General features: G+C 55.7%; 19 protein-coding genes. 6 read left to right on the plus strand and 13 right to left on the minus strand.

Translation table 11 applies throughout. The annotated features are described in order from the left end of the window. Positions 1–7 precede the first annotated feature (7 nt). The 4 genes from SJY13_RS23020 to SJY13_RS23035 all read right to left on the minus strand — a co-directional run bounded on the left by SJY13_RS23020 (position 8) and on the right by SJY13_RS23035 (position 4,023). Positions 8–1,534, minus strand: coding sequence for an alginate O-acetyltransferase AlgX-related protein (locus SJY13_RS23020; protein WP_377194765.1), 1,527 nt, complete (start codon positions 1,532–1,534; stop codon positions 8–10). A 74-nt stretch (positions 1,535–1,608) separates the two neighbouring features. Continuing rightward, the gene (locus SJY13_RS23025) at positions 1,609–3,450 is read right to left on the minus strand and encodes a carbamoyltransferase family protein (RefSeq protein ID WP_377194767.1); all 1,842 of its coding nucleotides are present in this window, start codon (positions 3,448–3,450) and stop codon (positions 1,609–1,611) included. Positions 3,451–3,459: 9 nt separating this feature from the next. After that, positions 3,460–3,609 carry a DUF5989 family protein gene (locus SJY13_RS23030; protein ID WP_377194769.1) on the minus strand — a complete coding sequence of 50 codons (150 nt, stop codon included), beginning with the start codon at positions 3,607–3,609 and terminating at the stop codon, positions 3,460–3,462. A 9-nt stretch (positions 3,610–3,618) separates the two neighbouring features. Continuing rightward, positions 3,619–4,023, minus strand: a complete 405-nt coding sequence (locus tag SJY13_RS23035) for an SxtJ family membrane protein (protein ID WP_377194771.1) — start codon at positions 4,021–4,023, stop codon at positions 3,619–3,621. Positions 4,024–4,839: 816 nt separating this feature from the next. On the opposite strand from SJY13_RS23035, the gene SJY13_RS23040 reads away from it, so the two are divergent. From SJY13_RS23040 to SJY13_RS23055, 4 genes are all read left to right on the plus strand, one after another. Further along, a complete protein-coding gene (locus SJY13_RS23040) occupies positions 4,840–6,906 on the plus strand; it encodes a right-handed parallel beta-helix repeat-containing protein (protein WP_377194773.1) in 2,067 nt (688 codons plus the stop codon). Positions 6,907–7,055: 149 nt separating this feature from the next. Further along, positions 7,056–7,847 (plus strand): sulfotransferase family 2 domain-containing protein, encoded by a 792-nt coding sequence (locus SJY13_RS23045; RefSeq protein ID WP_377194775.1) that lies wholly within the window; start codon positions 7,056–7,058, stop codon positions 7,845–7,847. A 153-nt stretch (positions 7,848–8,000) separates the two neighbouring features. Next, on the plus strand, positions 8,001–9,332 hold the full coding sequence (locus SJY13_RS23050; RefSeq protein ID WP_377194777.1) for an O-antigen ligase family protein: 1,332 nt from the start codon (positions 8,001–8,003) through the stop codon (positions 9,330–9,332). A 65-nt stretch (positions 9,333–9,397) separates the two neighbouring features. Then, positions 9,398–10,327 (plus strand): sulfotransferase domain-containing protein, encoded by a 930-nt coding sequence (locus SJY13_RS23055; protein ID WP_377194779.1) that lies wholly within the window; start codon positions 9,398–9,400, stop codon positions 10,325–10,327. A gap of 7 nt (positions 10,328–10,334) precedes the next feature. On the opposite strand, the gene SJY13_RS23060 is transcribed toward SJY13_RS23055, so the two are convergent. The 5 genes from SJY13_RS23060 to SJY13_RS23080 all read right to left on the minus strand — a co-directional run bounded on the left by SJY13_RS23060 (position 10,335) and on the right by SJY13_RS23080 (position 15,581). Next, a complete protein-coding gene (locus SJY13_RS23060; RefSeq protein ID WP_377194781.1) occupies positions 10,335–11,015 on the minus strand; it encodes a polysaccharide deacetylase family protein in 681 nt (226 codons plus the stop codon). A 1-nt stretch (position 11,016) separates the two neighbouring features. After that, complete coding sequence (locus tag SJY13_RS23065; RefSeq protein ID WP_377194783.1) at positions 11,017–12,039, minus strand: lipid II:glycine glycyltransferase FemX; 1,023 nt, start codon at positions 12,037–12,039, stop codon at positions 11,017–11,019. Then, on the minus strand, positions 12,039–12,983 hold the full coding sequence (locus tag SJY13_RS23070; protein ID WP_377194785.1) for a sulfotransferase: 945 nt from the start codon (positions 12,981–12,983) through the stop codon (positions 12,039–12,041). Before SJY13_RS23070 ends, SJY13_RS23065 begins: the two co-directional genes overlap by 1 nt. After that, on the minus strand, positions 12,980–13,972 hold the full coding sequence (locus SJY13_RS23075; protein WP_377194787.1) for a glycosyltransferase family 2 protein: 993 nt from the start codon (positions 13,970–13,972) through the stop codon (positions 12,980–12,982). The genes SJY13_RS23070 and SJY13_RS23075 overlap by 4 nt, the downstream gene beginning before the upstream one ends. Before the next feature lie 100 nt (positions 13,973–14,072). Continuing rightward, positions 14,073–15,581 (minus strand): oligosaccharide flippase family protein, encoded by a 1,509-nt coding sequence (locus SJY13_RS23080; RefSeq protein ID WP_377194815.1) that lies wholly within the window; start codon positions 15,579–15,581, stop codon positions 14,073–14,075. 419 nt (positions 15,582–16,000) lie between these two features. Between SJY13_RS23080 and SJY13_RS23085 the strand changes: the two genes are divergently transcribed. Both SJY13_RS23085 and SJY13_RS23090 read left to right on the plus strand, forming a co-directional pair. Next, a complete protein-coding gene (locus SJY13_RS23085) occupies positions 16,001–17,263 on the plus strand; it encodes a nucleotide sugar dehydrogenase (protein WP_377194789.1) in 1,263 nt (420 codons plus the stop codon). Further along, positions 17,256–18,506, plus strand: a complete 1,251-nt coding sequence (locus SJY13_RS23090; protein ID WP_377194791.1) for a glycosyltransferase family 4 protein — start codon at positions 17,256–17,258, stop codon at positions 18,504–18,506. Before SJY13_RS23085 ends, SJY13_RS23090 begins: the two co-directional genes overlap by 8 nt. A 14-nt stretch (positions 18,507–18,520) precedes the next feature. Here the strand turns inward: SJY13_RS23090 and SJY13_RS23095 are convergent, their stop codons facing one another. The 4 genes from SJY13_RS23095 to SJY13_RS23110 form a co-directional block, all read right to left on the minus strand. Beyond that, positions 18,521–19,621 carry an acyltransferase family protein gene (locus tag SJY13_RS23095; RefSeq protein WP_377194793.1) on the minus strand — a complete coding sequence of 367 codons (1,101 nt, stop codon included), beginning with the start codon at positions 19,619–19,621 and terminating at the stop codon, positions 18,521–18,523. Positions 19,622–19,659: 38 nt separating this feature from the next. After that, positions 19,660–21,207 carry a hypothetical protein gene (locus SJY13_RS23100; protein ID WP_377194795.1) on the minus strand — a complete coding sequence of 516 codons (1,548 nt, stop codon included), beginning with the start codon at positions 21,205–21,207 and terminating at the stop codon, positions 19,660–19,662. Positions 21,208–21,452: 245 nt separating this feature from the next. Then, on the minus strand, positions 21,453–23,072 hold the full coding sequence (gene xrtD, locus SJY13_RS23105) for a VPLPA-CTERM-specific exosortase XrtD (protein WP_377194797.1): 1,620 nt from the start codon (positions 23,070–23,072) through the stop codon (positions 21,453–21,455). 134 nt (positions 23,073–23,206) lie between these two features. Then, complete coding sequence (locus tag SJY13_RS23110) at positions 23,207–24,778, minus strand: hypothetical protein (protein ID WP_377194799.1); 1,572 nt, start codon at positions 24,776–24,778, stop codon at positions 23,207–23,209.

Below are 24,778 nucleotides of genomic sequence, written 5' to 3' on the forward strand. Positions count from 1 at the left end.
CAGCACCCTAATCCAACCAGCCTTTCATCGTCAGGTGATCAAGGACCGTCCGCGCGACGACCTGATGCCCTTCCGGGGTCCAATGCGCATCATCCAGAAAATAGACCAATGCCCCGTCAGCGGCGGCCTGCTGCAGGGCAGGCGTTAAATCCATGTAGTTTAGGCTGTTCTCATCTGCCCAGGCCTGAAGCTCGGCGGCCAGTTCCAAAGGCACCCAGTCCTGCACGACGCTGTCATTGGGAAATGCCAGCAGGTCGCGATAAACATCGATTTTCATCGGGATATGCGCGACCAGAAGTGTCGCGCCGTTTTCCCGAACCAGGGCATCCCCCTGAACCAACAGGTCCTTCAGATAGGGCAGGCGCGTCTCGGCCCGTTCAGGAGGGCCATAGTCGAAATACATTGCTGTTTCATCGGACCACGCCACATCGGGGAAATTGCCGGATCGGGTCCGCGCATAGTTGTCCTGCTGCAGGCTGCGTACTGCCAGCGAACTCCACGAGGCCAGACTGGAAGACAGGCTGCCAAAGAACGACCGCTCGCTGAACCGGGCCGGTTCGGCAGAGGCCGCACTGCGGGACACAAACTTGTCATGGCTGATCGGGAAGTAAGGCAGATCGTTGCCCTCAAACAGAAACCAGACCACAACCCTGGGCGAATAGTCCTCCAGATAGTGAAGCATCGCGCTCAGCCCGTGGTAAAGCGAGTAGTCGCTTTGGGCGAGGCTTATGGCCGTATAGTTCGATCCCTGCATGATCTGTTCGGTGACGGTCGCATCCTGCCCGACCTTGTACCCTTCGATAAAGCTGTCGCCGACAAGCAGCAGATCGGGATTTGCGATTGGGGTGCTGTTGCGAAAACCGTTCTGATCATAGGTGTAGTCCGCCTCGTACAAGCGGTTCGTCTGCGCGCCCAGCGTTAACACGGAATCCCCCGGTCGCACCTCGCTGTACTGATCGTTTGCGGGGCGGTGGAAAAAGCCGCCCGGCTCGTAGATCCGATTGTGGGGGCCGGTCAGGCCTACCCCTTTGGGGATAAAGACCTGCCGGTAGTCGATGAAACCTGTCAGGGCGGGCAGTTCGATCAACAGGGCCACAAACCCAAATGTCGCCACACTCAGTGCAACGTTCTGGGCGATGTCCCGGCGTCGGTCATTCCGGGTTGTGAAAACATATGCTAGCAGCGCCGCTATGCTGAGTAGGACATTGAGATAGAAGCTCTGCGGCAGATAGGCCAGAAAGAAATGCTCAAAGCTTTCGGTGGGCTGGCGCGTTGCAGCCCAGACATAAAGAACAAAACCAAGCAGGATCAGAGCCAGCCACAGGCGCTGTCGCTCGAGGTTCAGAAAAGACAGCCCCATAGTTCCCAGCAGAATCTGAATCCCGATGATCGCGTAGATGAACAGCTCGGAGTTTATCTGCCCGTCCGAGGTGGCCAATGCCTGCACCGACCATTTGTTGAACCCCACACTTGCGGCCACCAGGAAAACTCCAAGCAGCTTCCGGTAGTCGAATTTGGGTCGGGTGAGCGTCATTTCTGCCTCACGCATCGAAATCAGGCGGACATATGTTGAATGCGTCGGGACCAACGCGATGAGAGATGCCTGGGCTAGTCAAGCTCGAACGCTTCTTTGTAATCCTGTTTCAGCGCCTCGTCTTGATCCGGTTTGCGCAGAATGCAGCGGCCAACAACTAGCATGTCCAGATCTGTGCCCATGAAACAGCGGAACGCATCTTCGGGCGTACAAACGATCGGCTCTCCCCGAACGTTGAAGGAGGTGTTGACCAGAACCGGGCACCCGGTGCGCTGCTTAAATTCAGAAATAAGCGCGTGGTACAGCGGGTTGGTTTCGGCATGCACGGTCTGCACGCGGGCGGAATAATCGACATGCGTCACCGCCGGAATGTCCGAGCGCACAACGTTCAGCTTGTCGATCCCGAAACGCTGCGTTTCCTCGGACGTCATCGCGCGGCGCAGCTTTTCCTGAACATCCGCAACCAGCAGCATATATGGGCTGTCATAATCCAGTTCGAACCAGTCGTTTACATCTTCGCGCAGAACCGAAGGGGCGAAGGGGCGAAAGCTTTCGCGATACTTCACCTTGAGGTTCAGCGTCTTTTGCATCGACGGGGACCGCGGATCGCCGATAATGGACCGACCCCCAAGCGCACGGGGTCCAAACTCCATCCGCCCCTGGAACCAGCCAAGCGCCTTACCATCGACCAGAGCCGCCGCCGCCTCGGCGATCATGGCATCAGTCTCGAGCGTCTCATATTTTGCACCGATGACGTTCAGACGCTGTTCAATGTCATCCTGCGCAAACTCCGGTCCCAGATAAGACCCTTTCATCTTGTCCGAGGCGCTGTCGCTTTGACGCTCGTTTTGCAGTTCCGTATGCCACGCGGCCAAAGCGGTCCCAACCGCACCACCGGCATCCCCGGCGGCAGGCTGCACCCAGATATTTTTGAACGCGCCGTCCCGCAGGATATGACCGTTGGCGACGCAATTCAGCGCCACCCCTCCGGCCATGCACAGATTGTCGATGCCATATTCCTGCGCGGCCGAGCGGGTCAGCCGCAGAACGATCTCTTCGGTGACGGCCTGAACCGAAGCCGCGATGTCCATGTGAAACTGGGTCAGTGGGTCTTTTTCCGGTTGGCGTACGGGCTCGCCAAACAGGTCCGCGAAACGCTGGTTAGTCATCGTCAGGCCAACGGCATAGTTGAAATACTGCATATCCAGCCTGAAGGACCCGTCGTCCTTCAGGTCGATCAGTTTCTCGAGAATGACATCCTTGAAGCGGGGCGTGCCGTAGGGGGCCAGCCCCATGACTTTGTATTCACCGCTGTTGACCTTGAAACCCGTGTAATACGTGAACGCGGAATAGAGCAGGCCGATCGAATGCGGAAAATGGATTTCCTTTTCAATCTTCAACTCCCGCCCACGCCCGATCGCCAAGGTCGTCGTCGCCCATTCGCCGACACCATCCAGCGTCAAAACCACCGCCTCTTCAAAAGGCGAGGGGAAGAACGCGCTGGCAGCGTGGCTGAAATGATGCTCGCTGAACATCAGCCGGTCGCTGGGTCGAAATTCGGGATCGTGCCGACGCAGTTCCCGGCTAAGTAAATCTTTCTGAAACAGCTTTTCACGCAGCCAGACCGGCATGGCCATCCGAAAGGATTTCAGCCCGCGCGGAGCGTAGGAGACATATGTTTCCAGCAGGCGCTCGAACTTCAGAAACGGCTTGTCATAAAAGGCGATGTGATCGACGTCGCCAATTTTAAGCCCGGCTTCGGCCAGAACATATTCGATCGCATGAAACGGATACCCCGCATCATGCTTCTTGCGCGTAAAACGTTCTTCCTGCGCAGCGGCAACCAAAGTGCCGTCGACAACAATGGCCGCAGCGCTATCGTGGTAGAATGCAGATATTCCGAGAATTGCGGTCACGGTCAGAACCTAGAACAGAGTATAGATGAACGGGGCGATAGCCGAACCCTGGCTGAGCACGATCAGCCCGCCGAAAATCACCATCATGATGAGGATCGGAAGTAGCCAGAATTTCTTTCGAATTTTGAGAAATTGCCACATCTCTACCAGAAACGACATCTGACACTCCTAGAATTGATTCTTCATTGGGCCCACGTTTTCCGTGCGCTCAATCCAATATGTATTCGTATCTTTGTTTAGTTTTTGTCTCAAAAGGTCCTTTCCTAAAGCCCTCATGATCAGTCCTGTTGGCGTCACGGTCAGGAAGTAGACCAAAGCCATAACGATGGGGGCAATAATCGCGCCCAGAAGCAGGCCGAACTTTGTCCACAGTCGGTTGGCGCCCGACAGTAGCGACGGGCACAGCAAGGTGATCAGCAGAAACGCGACCGCGATAGCCAGCGCCCAGTACCGCAGACCCCCGCTATGGATCAGCGGCCAGAGACCAATGATGGTGAAAACTGCTGCAAAAACAAATCCAAAGTTGCGATTGCTGCCCCCCTGGACTTCGTGGCGTGCCTCAATATCGATCATAATAAGATCATCTCATTCGGGTAACTCTAAGAACTCATACGCCGCCCTGTACAACCAGTCAGGGAAACCAACTTTGTTAATTTATACACCCGGACTGTGGCATTGTCGCAAATTTTTTTGGCAAATGAACGCAATTCACGGGCTTCAGAACACAAGCGCCGGTTTTGCGATCTGTTTGAGCGGAAAAATCGCGCTTACTGTTGTGAATAGGGAGACAAATGACGCAGGGTTCTTTGATTGGTCGATCCTTATGGATTCAGAATTTTCCGACAGGGCGATACGAACAGACGGGCCCACGCCCCCGGGGTGCGATTATTTTCTGCCTCCAGCCTGTACCACGCCGGTGCCCGGTGACGCATCCGTGACGACAAAAGGAATCCCTGATGTGTGCACCCCCGTCAGGTCTCATTCCATCAAAAGCCTTATTTGTATCGGTGTGAGACTGCATGACGCAAGTTGCGAGGTCTTCTAAGGAAATGACGTAGGGGCACCCAGCAACTCATTGCCGATGCCTAGCGTAAATACGCGAGGACACGCCTGAATAGTGGCAATTTTGTGTCCATTGTTGCGCTAGCGGAATCAATTCTCCAAACCCTTAGCTACCACCAAGGGATGAGGAACAATTCCCGGTATCGAGTATCCAGTTTACTCGGAAATGAAGGCAATGGGGCAAGATTGTCCCAGTACAGGCAACAGTTTCCAAACATAGCCATATTTCGGCCAATCTGTCGCCCTTGTGCGACTGTTCCCTCTGTCCTGGGTGTGCGGGATCTCTTGCGCTGCCACTCACAGCGCCCATGAAACAGAAGGTGAAATATGTCGACGACAATCACGGTAACCTCTGCGGCGGAGCTGAACCAGGCTTTGTCACAGGCGACAGGTGGGGAAACGATACTGCTTGCAGCAGGTGATTATGGCACGTTGAATACCGGTGCCAGCTATGCATCGACTGTAACAATCAAGTCGGCTGATGCGAATGCGCCAGCCACTATCTCGGCGATGAAGCTGAACGGCGCGTCGAATATCGCATTCGAAGAAATAAACTTCGATTACACTTTTGGCGGAGAGCCAAAAAGCTATAAGCCCTTTCAGATTCAGAACAGTTCGAACATCACCATCGATAACTCCACGTTCTCGGGTGACTGGGCGACGGGTGTCTCTCCGACCGATGACGGTTACGGCTGGGGTATGGGCCTGCACGTCCGTGGCAGTTCCGATATTACCATTTCGAACAACGAATTCTCGGACTGGTTGAAGGGGATGAACATCGGGTCCAGCAGCAATGTGACGGTCTCGGGCAACGATATGCACTCGATCCGGTCGGACGGGATGTATCTTGATGGCAATCAGGGCGTTCTGGTCGAGGGCAACTACATCCATGACTTTGAACGGTCTCTGAATTCTGGAGACCACGGAGACTTCATCCAGTTTTCGAAACTGTTGGGGCCAAGCAGCGACATTATTATTCGCGATAACATCATCGATATGGGCTCTGGCGACTATGCCCAGGCAATCTTCATGGGTAGCGGAAAAGTCAACCCCGATGATCCGTCCAATTTCTACACAAATGTGCTGATCGAAGACAACATGATCTACAACGGGCACACGCACGGGATTACCGTGTCGGGCGCCAAGGATCTGACAGTTTCGAACAACACGGTTGTGGCGGTTCCTGGTTTGCTGACCGGCGGCGTATCGATACCGAAGATCAACGTGTCGAGTGCCTCGCAGAATGTCACGATTGACCAGAACGTCGTTTCCAGTGTCACCGGATACAACGGCCAGTCGGATTGGAATGTTACCAGCAACGTATTCATTCAGAACACTAACCCGAACGCATCGGGTTATTATGATGACGTGTTCACGTACCACGCCACTGGTGCAAATGACGGATACAACCAGTTTGGTGTCAAACCAGGCAGCGCCATTGACAACTTGAATGCGGGATCAGATCTGGCTCAACAGTTTCCAATGTCTTACGATAACTGGGTTGGGACTGCTACGACCGGAGGGGGTAACTCGAACACCCAGCCTGACAGCGGAATAACCCTGCCGGACAGCGGAATAACCCAGCCTGACAGTGGAGCGATCAAGCCGGACAGCGGGACCACCCAGCCGGACAGCGGGACCACCCAGCCGGACAGTGGGACAACCCAGCCGGACAGCGGGACCACCCAGCCGGACAGCGGGACCACCCAGCCGGACAGCGGGACCACCCAGCCGGACAGCGGGACCACCCAGCCGGACAGCGGGACTACACAACCAGATGTGGGCCAATCCACTCAGATGGTTTTCGATGATTTCGTTCTGGATATCAGGACATTGCTAAGCCAAGACGAAATCGCATTGAGGGGGGATACGACCGTCGCGAACACTGGATCCGGACCGGCTATACAGTTCGACGGCAATGACGATTACGTAAATATGGGCCGGCTTGAAGAGTTTGAATCTTCCAGTCAGCTTGGGTTTACGGTCGAATTCACCCGGGATGAGGCCGATGGAAGCTCACAGCGCCTTGTCTGGAACCACAAGAAAATCGGCCTGGTTCTCAAAGATGATGGCCTGATTGTGAATGTCGCCAATAATGATGCCAAGTTCCATAAAGGCTTCAAGGCAAAGGACATCGGCCTGAACGACCTCGACAAGCACGAGATCACCGTTCTGGTGGATGAAGATGCGGATCGCTTGCAGGTGCTTGTTGATGATCAGGTTGTCATTGATGAAACTGGCGTGGATTTCGACTTTACCAGTGCACGCAATCGGGATTGGACGCTTGGATCCCAGTGGGGTAGCGATATTGATGGCGAAGTCAGTGCATTTGCGATCGATGATGAAGTTGAGTTTATCAATACGACGGTTCTGGATGACACTCTGATTGCGTGACGCCAGTGCGTTCGGCCACAGACAAAACGAAACAAATTTGGGCGGGGCGCAGTTTTTGCGCCCCGTCTTTGTTTTCCATATCTGGTCTTTTGCGGGTTCTTTCCACATAACGCTATGTAGGTTCTGTATCGTGTTCATGGTTTCGCTTTATGATTTTATCTGACCATTATCGTTTTATTTTCATCCACATCCCCAAATGCGCGGGGACATCGGTACGAAATGCCGTTTTACCCTTTCATGATGCCGACAGCCGATTCCTGAAAACCGTGGAGCATCATCCAAAATTGGGCGAAATCGACTTTCGACATTTGCCGTTGTCATTGCTGCGCGAGCTGGATCCCGAAGCGTTCGGAAAGTTTGATAGTTACGAAAGCTACGCGCTTGTGCGCGACCCGTTTCAAAGGTTTCGGTCCGCCATGGCGCAACGGGCCAAGATGTATCTGGACAAGGAATTCGCGCAGCTAGATGACTGCGATATCCGTGACGAGATCGGCAAGGTCATCGCCTATCTTCAGTCAGAACCGGCGGTGATCGCGCCGGATTATATACATTTCGCTCGACAATCCGGTTTCGTCGAGGTCGATGGCAGGCGCATAGTCAGGAACCTATACCCTGTCGAACGCATGGATTGTTTCGTTTCTGATCTGGCCCGTCATATCGGCACCGATACGCTGGAGATTGGTCATGCCAATCGCACCACGGTATTTCGCTATCAGGGCCTGAGCCGCGCCATGTATGCGGGAAGCGCCGTTGCCAAGCGGGTTCTGCCCGGTCCGATATATGAAAAGCTGCGCGTCTCGGCCCGAAAAATATTAATGAAACCAAATGTCTCGTCCGCACCTTCCGTTTTTGACGAGCCTGAAATCCGGGATTTTGTGCAGGACCATTATGCCGCGGACATTGCTTTGCACCGGAAAGCGCTTGAGGATGTTGTCGCATAATCACACCCGATTCCGGTCCGGGTTTGACCCAACAAAACCTGTTATAATCATAGTATTCATCAAAAGTGATTTTTGTCCGTGACCAGTATTCGGGATAACAGGCAGATAAGGAATATATCTGGTAACATGTACGCAGAGTGGTGGTGAGTTCCATTGGCGGTATCGACAGCGACAAGAAGGGGTTTGCAGGCGACGGGTGGTAGCACCGGGCGCACGTCCCGGCCGTTTGTCGTGCCTTTGCTGTTTCTTGGCTTTATACTCCCGCTCTATTTTGAAGTCGCGGGGCTGCAACTCAGCGGATATCGCATTGTTCTGCTGGTTTTCTTTTTTCCGGCCCTGATCCGCTGGCTTGATGGTTCGGGCGGGTATTACGCGCCGGATTTTCTGGTGCTGGGCTATGCAGTGTGGGGCGCGTTGGCGATTTTCTACCACCATGCCCTGTGGCGATGGGAATATATCGGTATCTCATTCATCGAGACAACCAGCCCGTATTTTATCGCACGCTGGATGATACGGGATGAGCACGCATTTCGGACCTTCGTGCGTTGGATTTTTATTGCCGTACTGCTCATGCTGCCGTTCAGCGTCCATCAGTTTATTACGGACAGATCATTGATTCTCGAGATATTCAGCAAGATCGGCAACGTCTATAACATCGTGCAAGAGGAACCGCGCTTGGGCTTTTACAGGGCGCAGGGTTCGATGCCGCATCCGATCCTGTATGGTGTTTTCTGCAGCGTCGCATTCTCTTTGGCCTGGTACGTATTGGGATATGGCAAGGGGTTCACCTACAAGGTCAGCCGGGCCGGCAGCGTCTTGCTTGCCACTTTCGTATCCTTGTCGTCGGGCGCCTGGCTGGCGATTGCCGTTCAGATGGCATTAATGACCTGGAAGACCGTATTCTCGTTCCTCCAAAAAAAGTGGAACCTGTTGCTGTATCTCTTTGCCGGGCTGTATATTTTCCTTGAGATTTTTGCGAACAGGCCTCCGGCTCAGCTTTTTGCGGCGTATCTGACGATTAAAAAATCGACGGCTTTCAACCGGATTCGCATTTTCACCTATTCCTCTGATGACATCCTGAACAATCCGATATTCGGGATCGGGTTCAACGAATGGTCGCGCCCGCGCTGGATGGTTGGAAGCGTTGACAATTTCTGGCTGGTTGTCGCTTTGCGCTATGGGTTGCCGTCGCTGATTTTCATCGTGTCGGCCATTGTTATGGTTTTCGTGATCCTAGGGCGCGCTCAGCTGTCCAGCAGATTGGACAGCTACCGGTTGGGGTATCTCTTCGCTCTGTCAGGATTTTGTATCGCAGCCATCACAGTGCATGTCTGGGATGCCACATCGTGTCTTTTGATGTTCCTGTTGGGCGCGGGGCTTTGGATGGCCGATGCCAAGGAAGAAAGCGACCAACCGCAGGTCGAGGCGAAACAGCACCGCACGCGGCGGATAAGATATACGCGGTTCGGGCCTGAGGGCACGTAAGCAGACAAGAGTTGGCGGCGCAGTGTGCGGCGCGTTCGGTGATAGGTGTACAAGGAAGTCGTCAGGTGTCCGTTCAGAAAAGCAAGATCACGACAGATGCCGGGATTGGCCGCAAGCCGAAGCGGTCAGAGTTGCAGAAAAAACTGACACAGATTCCCATTTCGTTTCGCAAAAACTACGGGCTGCTGAAAAACCCTGAGTTCTGGCAGATGATGCCGCTTTTACTGGCGTGCAGGATGCGTGCGCGAGGGTTGGAGGGAGAAAAGCCCAAAATATTTGTCGGCACGCATCACAAGGCCATGACCACCTATTTCAAGGCGGTTCTCAAGCTTCTGGCCTTTGGGCTGAACGCCCGGTTCGAAGATATTTCAAAAGACGCTCCGCAACCGAAGACCAGAGTTTTCCTGTCGACGCACAGCCGGACGCCTTGGTCTGAAATCGGCCCCTACCGAGGAATACATATCATGCGGGATCCGCGCGATATGATCGTATCGTCTTATCATTATCACTTGTGGACGAACGAACTTTGGGCTCATGTCCCGGATGAAAGCGGGCAGACGTATCAGGAAAAGCTCCAGGCGGTGGACAAGACTGAAGGCCTGTTCATGACAATCCGGCATTTTATCTTTTTCAGCCGCGAAACGCTTGAGAACTGGGATCTGGATGACCCGGATATCCTCGAGGTCTCGTATGACGATCTGATGGGGGATAAGCGTGATGAACTATACTCGGAAATTTTCAGTTTCCTTGGGTTGAAAAAAAAAGAGCATGAACTGGGCGTTCGTCTGATGCGTCTGTTTGAGGCCGGAAAGCGCAGCAAGGTTTCGGCCACGAAAACCAACGAACGGGCGCATATCCGCAGTGGACGCAGTGGACAGTGGAAAGACGAACTGGAGCCCGCGCATCTGGCCTATATCGAACAGGAGCTGGGGCATGTTCTGGACAAGTTCGGTTATGCCCGTTCATCTGTTACAGGATCGAAGGATGCTGTGTGAGCAGTGCTCAGCGCAGTGGCAGAATGCGCTTCTTGATCATGCCGGCTGCGCGGTGCAAACGTCGGACAGCCGGCATGCGCCCGGCACAAATCGCGCCAATCTCTGCCTGAGTCATATCCCCGCGCAACGAGGTGCGCGGCCGCAGAAATGCGGTATCGGTCATATATCCGGCATCACTTGAAAATGCGGTCCTGTAGCCATTCCGGCGCAAGGCGCGCAGAACACGGGCGTTGTATTTGCCGAACGGAATTCCGGCATCGGTCACCGGGTGGCCACACAATGTCTGCAGGGCATCGCGTGACTGGACGATTTCCCGTTCAAGTGCGGCCGCATCCAGGTCGCTCCAGGCGACATGGTCAATCCCATGGCTGCCAACACCCATCCCGGAGGCCAATAGGGCCGTGACGTGGTCGCGCGCCAGTGATCCGGGTTCATCCAGCCGCCCTGTCAGAACAAAAAAACGCGCTGTCAGGCCCCGTTGTATAAGGGCGGGCAGGACGATTTCGTAGTCCGACAGATTGCCATCATCGAAGGTCAGAACGAAGGCCGACGGATCGGGGCTGGCTGCCACCCGATCCAGAATCTCAGTAAACTGCGTCTCTGACAGCCAATAGGGGGCCTCGTCCTCCTCCAACTCGCGCGCGGGAGAGCCTATTCCGTGGAAGTTGAGGCCGATCAGTCGGGGCATGTCAGGATTTCAACTTTTTGTGCAGGGTTTCAGCCAGGTCGATCAGATTAGCACCAAACCCGTTTGGCCGGGCCTCGTAAGGGCCGGATGCGATGGCATCCGAGCCCCCCGTTCGCAGTTTGAAACGGGTGACACTTGGATTCGCCTCAGCATCGATCCCACCCAGATCGAAACATTTCGCCCCCCGTTCGTGACAATACAGCATGGCTTGCCACATCAGGTAGTGCCCGGCATTGAGCCGCCGCCCGGCATCAGATGTGGCTCCGAACAGATAGGTGGCGTTCGGACCGGACACGCCGATTGTCATCGCGCCGATATCTTCGCCGTCCTTGCGTGCAATCAGGACGTCATGGTCGAAATCCTTGCCCGACAGCGCATAGTAGAAGTCCGGCGGAATATCGGGCTGAAATCCCTTGGCGTCCCGGACCTGTTCATAAAGGCGTGAAAAGCGGTCTGACAGGTCCCGGATCGGGCCGGTTTCAAGCTCCAGCCCTGCTTTCAGGGCGTTGCGCAGCGGATTGCGCCATTTGCCATGCAAGGCACGCATCAGGTTGTCATCTTCCTGATCCGGGTCGATGAGCACAGTCCGATATTGGTCAGCTTGCCGGGCTGGCGAAAACCCTGCCCGTGTGATCGCATCTTCCGGAGGAGAGGCTTGTACCGGAAATCGCAAGCGCAGGATGTGCCCCGAGGCATGCACATGCTCGCGAAGCCCAGACAGGATGGTTTGGATCATTGCCGGGTCGGGCTCCTGCTGGCCAGCGGCACATGTCAGCGGGCCCGCCGCAATCCAGGCGATGCCCCGGTTCAGAACCGGGATTCTTTTGATCCGCAGACAGGCGGCGGCAACCGGTCTGTCCTGCGTGTCGCACAGGACCACAAATTCCGCCGTTGCACCGATGCGGCCCGCGGCTGCCTGCGCATAGGTTAGGCTCTGCTCATAGGTCAGATCGTCGAACAGGCCACTGACATGGGGCCAGTCCTCGGGCGCGACCGGGCGCAGCGAAAGCGTTTCCTGCGCCATCAGACCGCCGCTCCGGTTGGCGTGCGCCGAAGCACATCGTCCAGAAATGCCTCGTCTTCCGGTGAAAGCGGCTTGGACGGCCGCAGGGAGAATGTCTCAGGAGCAGGGTCTTGTTTCAGCGGCAGGGTGGGGACATTGCGATCCGAAAGAAACTGGGCGACGTCGGACAAAATATTCTGGGGATTGGTGCAAAGGGCTGCGTAATCGACCCTGAAATGCCGGTCTGCTCCGACATAAGCACAATCGTGTTCGATATCCTGGGCCACCCCCAGGACCTGATGACAGGCCCGTTCGATATCTGTGTCGCCACTGGCGTTTGACGGGCGCACGGACCACCATTCATCCTCGTCCGTCTCGGGCCCCTTATTGCGCCGCTGCGCCCGGATGATGGATCTGGCGGTGTCTCTGGCGTCGCGCTGAACCTCCAGAAACAAGCAGCCAGGGAACAGGGCGTCCAGCAGCCGCACGCGGTTCGAATGCATCACGTTCTTATTGATGAAGGGGGCCGCAGACAGGTACGACATTCCGGCCAGTGTCGATCTGATTTCACCCACCGGCAATTCCACAATCCTGCTCTCGTCCACCCAGGGGCCGTCTTCCAGCCAACGCTGCCAGATCCATCCCCCTTCGTTTGGGGCGGCCCAGCCCGAAATATGGCCATAATCGCTTTGATAGGCAGGTTTGTGTCGTGAGATGAAAGGCCGCCCGATCCTGGTGGCCGCCAAAGGAGTCTTATAGAACCGGTGCGCCAGATTGGTGAAATAGGCAAACGCGAACTGTGTTGTCATAAGCTCGTAAAACAGCGAGGTCCCTGACCGGGGCGCGCCCAGAATAAATATGTGGGGCCATTTCGCCTCGGGGTGCCGGGACAGCATCTGCGCCTCGATCGGGGCAAGAACGGTATGCACCGTGCCGCGCAGGGCGGATTTGGCCAGCGCCTTCATGTCGCCATGCCAATATCGGGTTGCGGAGGGGTCTGCCCTTTTGGTTGCCTGAACAAGGCACCAAACAAGAATGCCAGCCGCGCGCGCCAGGCCCGGGTCCCCTCATGGCCGGGGCGGATCAGGCTGAGGGGCAGGAACCAGATGGCGCGCAGCAGGTCCGCCAACACCATAAGCACGGTTCCAAACCACGCGATTGCTGGTCCCCGGGTAAAGCGCAGAAAAAGGATGTGCCCCTTGGCGATCTCAACAGATTTCCAAGGTGAGGTCTGACCGGTTGATACAGCGCCATAATGCATGAGGCGCACATCAGGATTGTAGCGCACTTTCAGACCGGCCTGCCGGACCCGCCAGCACCATTCGGATTCTTCGCTATACATGAAAAACCGGTCATCCATCATGCCTACCTTTTCGACGATCTCTCGAGAAATCATCATGAAACATCCGGCGACAACCTCGACGTCCTGCGCAGTGTCGCGCGCCAGAGAGGCATAGCGCTGATCGCCGAACATCTGGCTGCGGCGCAGAATGCGGTTTGGCACCACCAGGCCCCAGAACAGTTTGCTTAACGAGACTTCGCGAAACAGGGTTGGTTGCTGTGTGCCGTTCTCAAGTGAAACATGGCCGCTCAGAATGCCGACCTCCGGGTTTTCCTGCATATAAGCAACCGCACTCTCAAGCGTGCCGTCATAGACCAGCGCATCGGGATTGAGGACCAGCAGATAGCGCCCTCGGGCCCGCCGGATGCCGACATTGTTGCCCCATGCGTATCCCCCGTTATGGCCGGTATCCAGGACTGTTATCTGCGGAAAGGCTGCGCGCAATACCGCGACACTGCCGTCTTGTGAATCGTTATCGACCACGATCACCTCGAGATTCAGTTTGCCGGGATGATCCAAAACCGACTGTATAGCCTTCAATGTCACGTCGCTGGTTTTGTAGTTCACAATGATGACACTGAGATCAAGTTGAGGTGCAGGTGAGGGTTTCACAGTGACCACCCTGTTCCATCGCCGAGATGCTGCGCTGCGCCGTCGGCCCTTGTGGCCGTGGCATCACAGAATTTCAAAGAACATTCGGTGCAAAACACTGTTACGATTCCATCGGGCCATGTTTCTTGGCATTCGGGTTCAAAATGCGGTTGCGTATCTTTCGGGCAAATCTGAGAACCAGACTTTCAAAGCCTTCGGGACGTTTGACGAGATGCCACAATAGGAAATGTGTCCCGGTATATACAAAGGCGCCGATCAGCACTTTGACTGCGAAGCGATAGCGCAGCAGCGGCAGATCATCGAGTGTGTCGAACGCCCAGCCGATCTGGTCCTGATTGCCAATCGCGCTGTCGACGAAAAGAATGGCCGCAATCATGACCAGCGTTGACACAATCGACCGCCAGGCGACGGTGATTGGCCCAAAGAATGTGCGCGTCCCATATCGCTTGGCGATGAGCAGTGTTGTGAAAATGGCGGCGGTGCTGGCTGCGCCTGCCGCGGCCAACGCACCCATAAAGCCGAACTGTACACCGGCCATCATCAGCATGCAGACGAGGGTCAGAAGGAAAAAATTTCTGATAAACAGAAGTTTGGTCGAACCCTCGACATAGGATGCCGATCGGACATTTTCCTGCAGTGTTTCCAACGCTTTGAGCGGTGCCAGAACCCAAATGACCTGAGCCGCACCCAGCCATTGCCAGCCGATCACTACAATCACCAGGTAATTGGCGACCAGTGCCATTCCGACTGAAATCGGCAATACAATTGCCAGAAGCAACTCGTTCAGCCGATTGAACGCTTCATCCTGGCGGTCAGTATTGCGGGATATGTCTGCAAGCCCCGGATAAAGCACACGCTGCAGGGGGGCGAACAACTGCGTTGTGACGAGCGTGCTCAGCCGATTTCCCAACCGGAACACACCGGCATCGGAAAGTCCCAGGGTGGCACCAATGATAAGCTGAGGCATGTTTTTCGAGAAGAACTGAGCGATCTGCGCGCCGGTGGTCCAGACTGAAAACGAAAAACAGTCGTGCCAGCGCTTCAATGACAGGCGCACGGTCATTGGGGCCATGCAGAATGTCCAAATGCTGCGCGTCGCAAGTGCACAGAAATTGGCGGCGATGATTGCCCAGAAGTCGCGCCAGATCAAAGCCATGCTGATCGCGATGATCGCATATACGATCCGGCTGATCGTCTCTTCTCCGGCGGCGTAAATAAAGCGTAGTTTGCGTTCATACAGGATGAAGCGGGGACTTCTGAGGGCGATGATCAGGGACAACACACACAGAACCGGGGCAAGCTGTGTCAGTTCGGGCAACCCGATAAGCGGAAACAGGGGCCTGGTGGCGTAAAACAGCAGCGCTGCGGCAATGCCGAGGATCACCTGAAACGTGAAAATCGTGCTGAGATGATCCTGGGTGACGTCGTCAATTCGAATGAGGACCATCGAAATTTGCCGCGACAGCATTTCCAGAAAGGCTGTCGCGACCAGGAAATAGGCAGCGATGCCAAAATCTGTGGGCGACAATAGCCGGGCAATCACGATCAGGGTGATCAATCCAAGCACCTGCCGGAAAAGGCTGGAGGCAAGCAATGTGGTCGCCCCCACCGCAAGAGCGGACGTGCGGGAAGACGTGCTTTTAGCCGGAGCAGGATCGGGCGGCTGCTTCAAGTCATTAACTTTCTAAACTCACAACAAACGGCGCATTACTGCGTTAGTGTTTCCAAATCTACAATTCTTTAGGATGTCCTGAGACGTGCTGGATCGCGATTCTGGTATTCTGAGCGGACGACTGATAGTTGCCCGCATAGTGCTATTTTGTATGTGCCTCGCAACGGTTTTGTTTCATTTATCAGATGATACTCATATCTCGTACCAGTACATTGAATTCTGTTTCAAAGTGTATTCTCAATTGGTGTCGTGAATTGGACACCAAATGCGGAAAGAAGCCAAGCGCGACGGTTTGCATGTCTTTGGTCGCGGCAGGATAGATAATTAGGTGCTGAGTTTTAGAGCGGTATTACGGTATGAAGATTGCGATTTTTGGTTTGGGGTATGTGGGTTTCACGGCGGCATGCTGTCTGACCCGTGAAGGACACGAGGTGGTCGGCATTGATGTGAATGCCGACAAGGTCTCGGAGATTAATGCTGGCCAGCCTCCGATCAAGGAACCCAAAGTGGCCGGACTTCTGACCGAGGCGCTTGGCAAGAACCTGATCCGGGCGGTGGTTGAAATGCCGGACCTTGGGGATGTGGATCTGGCCATTGTCTGCGTGGGCACGCCCAGCTCGACCGATGGCTCACACAACATGGATTTCGTGGCCGAGGTGACGCGCCAGATTGCCGAGACCGTTTCGCCCGACCGGGCGCGGCCGCTAACGGTGGCGTATCGGTCGACCTTCCGGCCCGGCACGGTCCGCCAGTTGATCGAGCCGATCTTCCGGAACACGCTGGGGAACCGGGCGGCCCAGGCGGTCGAGATCATCTATAATCCCGAATTCCTGCGCGAAGTGTCGGCAGTCGATGATTACTTCAACCCGCCCAAGATCGTGGTGGGCACGGCGGATGGAAATCGCTCGGCGGTGATGGACGCCCTGCACGAAGGTCTGGATGCCCCGGTGTTCTACACCGCATTTGAGGAGGCTGAGATCACCAAATTCGTCGACAACACCTGGCATGCAACCAAAGTGGCTTTTGCCAATGAGATCGGCCGCATCTGTCACCGGATGGGCGTGTCGGCGAAAACCATGCACGAGATTTTCGTCTCGGACACCAAACTCAATATCTCGGCCTATTACACCCGTCCGGGGGGTGCGTTCGGGGGGTCTTGCCTGCCCAAAGATGTCCGCGCGTTGCAACACATCGCGGGTGAGGTGGGCGCGCATACACATCTGATCGACAGCCTGTTGCAGACCAATCAGGCGCACAAGACCTATCAGGCGCAGGACATCATGGCTCGGTTACCCGATGGGGGCAGGGTGCTGATGGCGGGGCTGGCCTTTAAGGCCGGCACCGATGATCTGCGCGAAAGCCCGAATGTCGATATCGCGCGGCGATTGCTGGACGCAGGCTATCAGTTGTCGGTCTATGATCCGGGCATCGAACCCGCTGATTTGCGAGGCCAGAACCTGGGCTATGCCTTTACCCATTTGCCCAATATGGACAGCCTGCTGGTGAGCCGGGCCACGGCCGAGGCTGGCCCCTGGGATCTGGTGATCGGTTCGAACCGGATTATCAACGATCTGAGCCTTGGCGATACGCAGGTGGTGCGGACCTATGAATATGACTAGCCCGCCGCCTGCCGTTCAACCAATCTCGTTCGATGAGCTGCGCCAGACCCAACCCCTGAAAGGGTTGAAGGTTCTGATCGTGGTTGAAAACCTGCCCGTGCCTTTCGACCGCCGTGTCTGGATGGAGGCCCGCACGCTGGCCGCCGCAGGCGCGCTGGTCTCGGTCATCTGTCCCACCGGAAAAAGTCATGAGGAACGTGTCTGGGAAGATGAGGGCATCAAGGTCTATCGTCATCCGCTGCCTTTGGATGCCAGTGGCGCGATGGGGTATCTGCTGGAATATGGTGCGGCACTGTTCTGGGAAAGCTGGCTGGCGCTGAAGATCAAGTTCACCCGCGGTTTTCACGTCATCCATGGCTGCAACCCGCCCGATCTGATCTTTCTGGTGGCGCTGCCCTTCAAGCTGTTTGGCGTGCGCTATCTGTTCGACCACCACGACATCAACCCCGAGCTTTACGAGGCCAAATTCGACAAGCGCGGGTTCTTCTGGAAACTGATGAAAACGTTCGAGCGGCTGACCTTCGCCTCGGCGCGGGTGTCGATTGCAACCAATGAAAGCTATCGCAAGATTGCCATCGAACGGGGCGGCATGGCGCCCGAGGATGTCTTTGTTGTCCGCTCGGGGCCCGATCTGAGCCGTTTGCAGCATCTGCCCCCGAACCCGGAATGGCGCAACGGGCGGCAGTATATGGTGGGCTATGTTGGCGTGATGGGCGATCAGGAAGGCATCGACCTGCTGCTGGAGTCGGTGGCGCATCTGGTGCAGGTGCAGGGGCGCGAGGATATCCAGTTCTGCCTTGTAGGCGGGGGTCCCAGCCTGGAGAAATTACAGGAACAATCCACCGCGATGGGCCTGTCGGATTACGTCACCTTCACCGGCCGCGCGCCGGATCAGGACCTGTTCGAGATCCTGTCGACCGCAGATGTCTGCGTGAACCCGGACCGGGTGAACGAAATGAACGACAAATCCACCATGAACAAGATCCTCGAATACATGGCGTTCGAAAAGCCGATCGTGCAATTCGACGTGACCGAGGGGCGCTATTCGGCGCAGGAGGCCTCGCTTTATGCGCGCGCCAACGATCCGGTCGATATGGCGGATAAGATCACCGAATTGCTGGCGGATGAGGAACGTTGCGCTGTCATGGGCAGCTACGGCCGCGCCCGGGTTGAGGCTGAAATGGCTTGGCCTCATCAGGTGCCCGCTCTGATTGCGGCCTACAAGCGGATCTGGAAAGGGTAGGGGGCCGACCTCGTTTATTTGATGACAGGTTTGGCCTTAATGCGTGCAGGCGCTTTGATCCGATGCCGCAGTTTCATGGCCGGAGCTTCAATCAGATGCCAGGAAAGAATGGCGCAGATCAGAGTGAAGGGAAGCGAGATGGCCATGTTTATGGCTGGCGTCGTTACACCCGATTGCGCCACCATCTGCTGGATGGGAAAGGCGTAGATATAAACGCCGTAGGAATAATCGCCCAGCCGATTGTAGCGCAGCAGCAGCGGTACTTTGGCATATCCCGCGAAGAATACGGTATAAGACAGGCCAACAGCGAACACGGGCATAAACAGCGGTGTGAACCAGGACGCGACTGTCACGGCTGTCATCCCGGCGAGCATGCCCCATGACAGTGGGATTTTGTTGCGCCAGATGTAAAACACCATTCCAGTGAGGAATGTCAGCCCAAGCTTTGCGAGTTGTTCGATACGCGTGTTCAGATCCAGAACCATTGTTGCGGCGTAGATGCACAGGAACAGCAGCACTAATCCGGCAAAGACCTTTCGATTCCCCAAAAGACCAAGAAGACCGCAAATAAAGACACCGGCATAACAGGTGACTTCATAGGATAATGACCAGAGTGAGCCGTTGATGCCTGCACCACCGGGGTTGGTTTCAAACACGCCAGGCAGGCCGTATAGCAAGTCGAACAACAGCATGTTGCGGACGAAATATTCTCCGGTTGCTGCCCAGAACACAGAGGGATTGGCGTATGTAAGCACGAAACCGGCGACCAGAATGGTCACCACAAGTACCGTGGCAAGGGCGGGATACAGCCGTAAAATCCGGGCTGTCAGGAACGAAACAATTGATGGTTGCCGATCAAAGCTACGCGTAATGAAGAACCCTGAAATGGCGAAGAAAACCCACACGCAAACCGTTCCTAATGTCAGGCCGTGCAGCAGGTTTTCAAGGGGTTGAGGGGCTGATCCTCCCCAACTGATGGGGTAAGCGTGCGACACCAACACACCACTGGCCGCAAGAATGCGGATCAGGTTGAAGTTATTGTCGCGACCATCCGTGCGGTCCGCAATGAACCTGGCAGTCTCCTTAGGTGATATGTTCGTAGCGCTTGCTTTCATCAATGAGTCTCGGGGTCGATAGTATCCTGAAGTTGGGGCTATTGGGCTGCTATGCGTTGATACAACGTCCACGGCTCGGTTGCGGCCAGTATCCTGAAACCATCGACCTGTTGTCGAAAGGAATCCACCGCACAGATTACAACGGTATCCGCCTGTGCCTCTGACAAGACAGCCAGAGCGGAAGGCACCGTGTATTCGGAATCCCCGCTGATTTGCCGGGTTGCATTCTGTATATCGCTCAATGGGCCAATCAGTCGAATTGGTTGTTGTGTGGGATTGGCAAATGTCGGCACAGCAGTTCCGTTGAACACCATAAGAAAAGACAAGGGGATGCAGCTGGGTCTGAAGACATGAGGGTTTCTGGTATCTTCCAGGTAGGCACCCGCCCCCAGGCTGAGCGTGTCATGGGTGTTGAGCGCATCGAGGAATGCCTCGTAGTTCCTGCCATCCTGATACCACCCGGTGGTCAACACCAGATTTCGAACCAGCAACAGCCCGGCAAGCGTTGCGATCGCTGCCTGCCGGTAAGACAGTTTTGTATCCGGATTCAGAGAGAGGCTGGCCGCCAGAAGCGTCAGCAACAGAAGTGGGGTACGCTCGCTGAGATGTCCGACACCAAACAGGTTGGGCGGAATGATCAGAACCAGCACGGCGCAAAGCGCAACGGCAAGTTTCATGCGTTTGTCAATGTGCCAGACACCGGCCAGCAGGCCGCAGATCAGCGCGCCCCACAAAACAACGCCGAACCCATAATCGAACGAGCGCCAGGTTGAATCCGCCACTCGTAGAAAACCGTCGATGCGCACAAAAACCTCGGTACTCAGCCGATCCCACAAGGTTCCTTTTTCGGCATGTGCCAGAAGGTTTGAAACCGGAGAGGTCGCGCCGCCCCCTGCGGTTTTGGTCTGCAAAAACAGTAGAACCGGGGCGACGGCGATCAAGGCCAGCCTGCCAGCCCGTCGCGCAAGTGTGGAAAGCCCCGGATAACCGGCCCGAAGCGCAAGTGACAGCTCGACCATGCCCAGGAGCAGGCCCCATAGTGCAAATGCGAAGCCGTGGATGAAAAACAGCAACAGACCCAGGGCAGAGGTCACGAGCAGCTGGCGTGCCGGGCGATCCTGTGTCGCGATCCAGTATCCGGTGGCGCCCAAAAGAACGCCCAACCCAAGCAGAAAGTTCGAAAACCCCCAGATCAGGATATGGTTATAGGCCACCAGCCCGGCCAGCAGCACGTTCAGCGTTGTGATCCGGCCATGCAGGACATGTGACAGGTACAGGACACCGGCAAAGGGGGCGGCTATGATAAGCCCGGCGATCAGCTTGGCCCCAAGCAGCGGGTTGAGCACCTTCATGATGCTCACGCCCACAATATCGAGGCCGAGATTGGGCAGCAGTTGCCAGGCAGATTCGTAATACTGCTGCAGCGCTTTCGAATCCGACAGGTTTGCCAGAACATAGTAGCGCGCAATGTGGGCATAGAAATCGGTCAGAGGCAGGACGGGCGTTACGAACAACGGAATGAGACTGACGAATATGGTCAGCGCCAGAACCGTGCGCTGGCCGTCACTTCGGATCGACGTATTCATCTTTGCCGTACACTCATACTTTTTTCATATACTCAATAATCAGAACGTTTTTTTCGGCTAACAATCAGAGTCACCTCACCATACAGTTATTATGTTCAGAAATGGTTTGAAGTTTTAGATACACCTACCATGAGGCAAAGGTTTGGCAGCCGTATAAATTGATATTGCGTTGAATGCATCTCCTGTAAGTGCGTAATGCTGAACCGGGTAAAAGAATGGGCTGTTCGTGGTATCTGGTCTGGCTGTCAATGCGGGACAAAGCGGGGCAGTTGGTTCAGGCTGGGTTCCATGAAACGCTGCAATCTTGCATCCGCGCCAGCTTCGGTCTCGCCCGGCAGGATGGGGGTCACAAAGCGGACCAATGCGCCATCGGTCCGGCCCATGGTGAACCCGTCCTGAATGACACTCATCTTGGCACGGAAATCGTTGACCATGCGCTTGCCGCGCTGTTCGAACCAGTAATAGACCAGCTGTTTTGACAGCTCTTTCTGGATGATTGCACGATTGACGGTGAAGCTGCCATAAGGGGTGTTGCCGGGATTGATCTCATAAGGTTCGAGGCTGAAGATTTCCCAGCCTCCAACTGGCAGGCAAACCTCGGGCGAATGGATGCCGTCGCCATCGGTTTGCTTGTTGTAGAAGGCCACGAACATGTTCACGAAATCACCGGATCCGGTGTCGATATAGGTGGCGTTGAGATAGTCGCTGGCGCCCAGAGTTTGTTCGACCTTCGAATCGAGGCTGGTGGTCGACCCGGACCAGCCGCCAAGCTGACGGGGGTACAGGGCAAACGGATCGCGTTCGATGGGTTCCACGTCCGAGGCCGGCCGCAAGGCCCAGGCGGTCGACACTGCAAGTGTTAGCAGGGCTGCTGCTGCCAGCGCCATCGAGGCGCGGATGCTCAGGACGCGCAGTGCAATGGTACCCAGCCCTTCGGTATCTAGGTCGATTGTCTCGGCAAACGGTTTTGGATAGGGGGCAAGACGCTGCAAACCGATCGCCATGAGAAACAGAATGACGACGCAGAGCAGGAAGATGATCCAGCCCTCGAAGAAATGCATGAACCCTTCGGCCTGTTCGATGCCGTAATGGTTGACCAGAACGCCGATCACGCCGATGCGGACCGAGTTCATCAGGACGGTCAGTGGCGCGGCCGAGATCAGAAGCACAGCCTTATGCCAGACCGGGCCGCGATAGAGCAGGGCGAACAGGTACGAAAAGCTGAGGATCGGGAACAGGTAACGCAACCCGGAACAGGCCTCGGCCACCTGCAGTTTATAGACCCCCAGATCGATGACATTGCCTTCGATAAAGACCGAGACACCGGCTAGCTGTACGAACCAGACCCCAAGCTCGGACGACACCCATTGCAGAAAGATCGTCAGCTTCCAGTAGACGAACTGCGGCAAGGGCAGCATGAAGACCAGATGGATCACGGGCAGTTGGTGGTATTTGCCGCGCTGCCAGCCGAACACTGCCAGCATGACGCCGCCGGCCCAGATGATCATGGCATAGGTGACGATATCCGGAATACGCGCCAGATTGCCGAGAATGGCGATGGCTAGGGCCACGGCGATGACCGCGATGCCCGGCCAGCGGTCATGAGCCTCTGGAGTGGCGGGGGGGTAATTGCGCAGCTCGCGCAGGAACAGATACAGCGAGATGATGGGGATCAGCGGTCCGTGGCTGTATTCCGGGGTGCTCCATGCCGCGCCCAGAGAGACAATTCCGATCCAGAAAACCGGCACTGATCCGACCAGCAGCAGAACAAACCAGAACAGCCCCGCGGCGTTGATAGCCGGCAGGGACATTCGTGCCGCCTCAATCATCTTGTTGCGGCTGTCATTCGATTCGAAATGCTGCATTGCTTTTCATCATGCACAATCAGATGCGATCTGGAATTACGGTGGTCCGGGATCGCAGGGTTTTGATCTTTGTTTGAACCAATTTGCCTTCCAGCGTTCGATTGTTCTGAATTTCAATCTGGACTGAATGCGGGTCAGGGCTTGAGGGTGAAGCGCCGTCCAAGGGTCAAAAAGACCGAGCTTGAACTTGCCGTAAAGCCGTTCTGATCATCCTTTTCGTATTCATATCCCACGTTCATCGCCCAATCTCTTGTAATTACGCGGGAATAAGACGCAGAGAACGTGCCGCGCTGACGCGGGTTTGACGGGCCGGATCCTTCTGTTTCCTGATCGATGAAATCAAGGCTGAAGGAAAGGCCGGACACTGGATTGATGAAATAGTCATATGTCAGAAATGCCAGCGTCTGACGAGTTTCCAGACTGTCTGTGCTGGTGCCTACCCGGCGCTGGATCGTCGCCCCGATCCGGGAGCTAGGCAGTTGGTACGAATAGTCGATTTGACCGATCGGAGTAACCTCATCAAATGGCCCACGGGTAAATCCGGCGTCGAAACTCAGCGTTCCGTTGGCCCGCTGATAGCTGCGTCCGGCGGTTGCGTTTATTCTGGATCCGTTCACGCCGAATGTCTGATCAATCTGAGCGGTGACAACTCCGTCCGGCAGAGTTTTGTTCCAGCCGAAGTTCCAGACGTAGTCTTCGGTTACATCATTCGTGTTGGTTGCACGTTCTGTATTGTCCACCTGGCTGTAGCCGACATTGGCGCTGACGGTGGTAACGGAGGAAATGTTGTAGGTTCCCCCTGCTGAAACGGTTGTTGTCTGCCGATCGGTCTGGGCGCTGTCATCGGCCTCAAAATCTCTGTAATCGACAGTCAGGTTCCCCAGTAAAATTGGGGAAATTCGAAACAATACGGCCGCCGTATAATCGTCTGAGCTGTTCTCGAACAGGCTTGGGTCAATCGTGTCCTTATAGCGGCGTTCGCGGTGGCTGTAGTCGAACTGGAACCCGAGGGGCGCGTTCAGTCCCACAACCCAGTTCAGGTCCGCGCGGGTATTGATCTGATCGCCGATGGTACCGATCACGTCGGCCGAGTTGATGATGCCATCCAGGTTGGTGTCCGTCAGCGACCGGTTGAAGGCCAGGTCCTGTTCACGATACTCCAGTTGTAGGCCAAACTGGCTGTTCAGGCGGGTACGCTGATACGCCAGCTGCGCGGAGGGATCTGAAAACGACGATTCAGTCCCGATGATCGGTTCGTTGGCGATCCGGTACAGACCTGACAGATCAAGGGCCAGAGAGGAATCGGATGCCTGCCTCAGGATGCTCAGGGCCAGTGTGTTTTCCCACCACGTTGTCGACCCAAGCGATGGGTCCGTCAGCCTGAGGTTATTGTCATGTTTGAGCGATGTCAGGTAATCTAGGGTGACGCTCAAACCGGTCCCCGTACCGATCGGTTGGATGGTCGTGGGCAAACCAACCTGACGGGCCGGGTTTCGTAGGGCTTGTTGCGCGATTAACTGTTGGCTGGGCGTTTGCTGCACAACCGTTGATGGCGCAGTAGTCTGCTGCAGGGTCGTTTGCGCAGCAGTTGTTGGCAGTGTCGTCTGCTGTACGAGTGCCTGTTGACCGATTGCTGGCGTCAGTGAAACTGCAAAAGCGACCCCGCCCCCCAGCGCAGAGGACAGCTTGTTCCTGAATTTGCCCAC

Source organism: Ruegeria meonggei (assembly GCF_042768335.1).
GTDB classification, from domain to species: Bacteria; Pseudomonadota; Alphaproteobacteria; order Rhodobacterales; family Rhodobacteraceae; genus Ruegeria; species Ruegeria meonggei.

Coding starts and splice junctions, on each gene's coding strand:
- SJY13_RS23020 (WP_377194765.1), bottom strand. CDS start 1,534: ATGACGCTCACCCGACCCAAATTCGACTACCGGAAGCTGCTTGGAGTT.
- SJY13_RS23030 (WP_377194769.1), bottom strand. CDS start 3,609: ATGTCGTTTCTGGTAGAGATGTGGCAATTTCTCAAAATTCGAAAGAAA.
- SJY13_RS23035 (WP_377194771.1), bottom strand. CDS start 4,023: ATGATCGATATTGAGGCACGCCACGAAGTCCAGGGGGGCAGCAATCGC.
- SJY13_RS23040 (WP_377194773.1), top strand. CDS start 4,840: ATGTCGACGACAATCACGGTAACCTCTGCGGCGGAGCTGAACCAGGCT.
- SJY13_RS23045 (WP_377194775.1), top strand. CDS start 7,056: ATGATTTTATCTGACCATTATCGTTTTATTTTCATCCACATCCCCAAA.
- SJY13_RS23060 (WP_377194781.1), bottom strand. CDS start 11,015: ATGCCCCGACTGATCGGCCTCAACTTCCACGGAATAGGCTCTCCCGCG.
- SJY13_RS23065 (WP_377194783.1), bottom strand. CDS start 12,039: ATGGCGCAGGAAACGCTTTCGCTGCGCCCGGTCGCGCCCGAGGACTGG.
- SJY13_RS23070 (WP_377194785.1), bottom strand. CDS start 12,983: ATGAAGGCGCTGGCCAAATCCGCCCTGCGCGGCACGGTGCATACCGTT.
- SJY13_RS23085 (WP_377194789.1), top strand. CDS start 16,001: ATGAAGATTGCGATTTTTGGTTTGGGGTATGTGGGTTTCACGGCGGCA.
- SJY13_RS23090 (WP_377194791.1), top strand. CDS start 17,256: ATGACTAGCCCGCCGCCTGCCGTTCAACCAATCTCGTTCGATGAGCTG.
- SJY13_RS23095 (WP_377194793.1), bottom strand. CDS start 19,621: ATGAAAGCAAGCGCTACGAACATATCACCTAAGGAGACTGCCAGGTTC.
- SJY13_RS23100 (WP_377194795.1), bottom strand. CDS start 21,207: ATGAATACGTCGATCCGAAGTGACGGCCAGCGCACGGTTCTGGCGCTG.
- xrtD (WP_377194797.1), bottom strand. CDS start 23,072: ATGCAGCATTTCGAATCGAATGACAGCCGCAACAAGATGATTGAGGCG.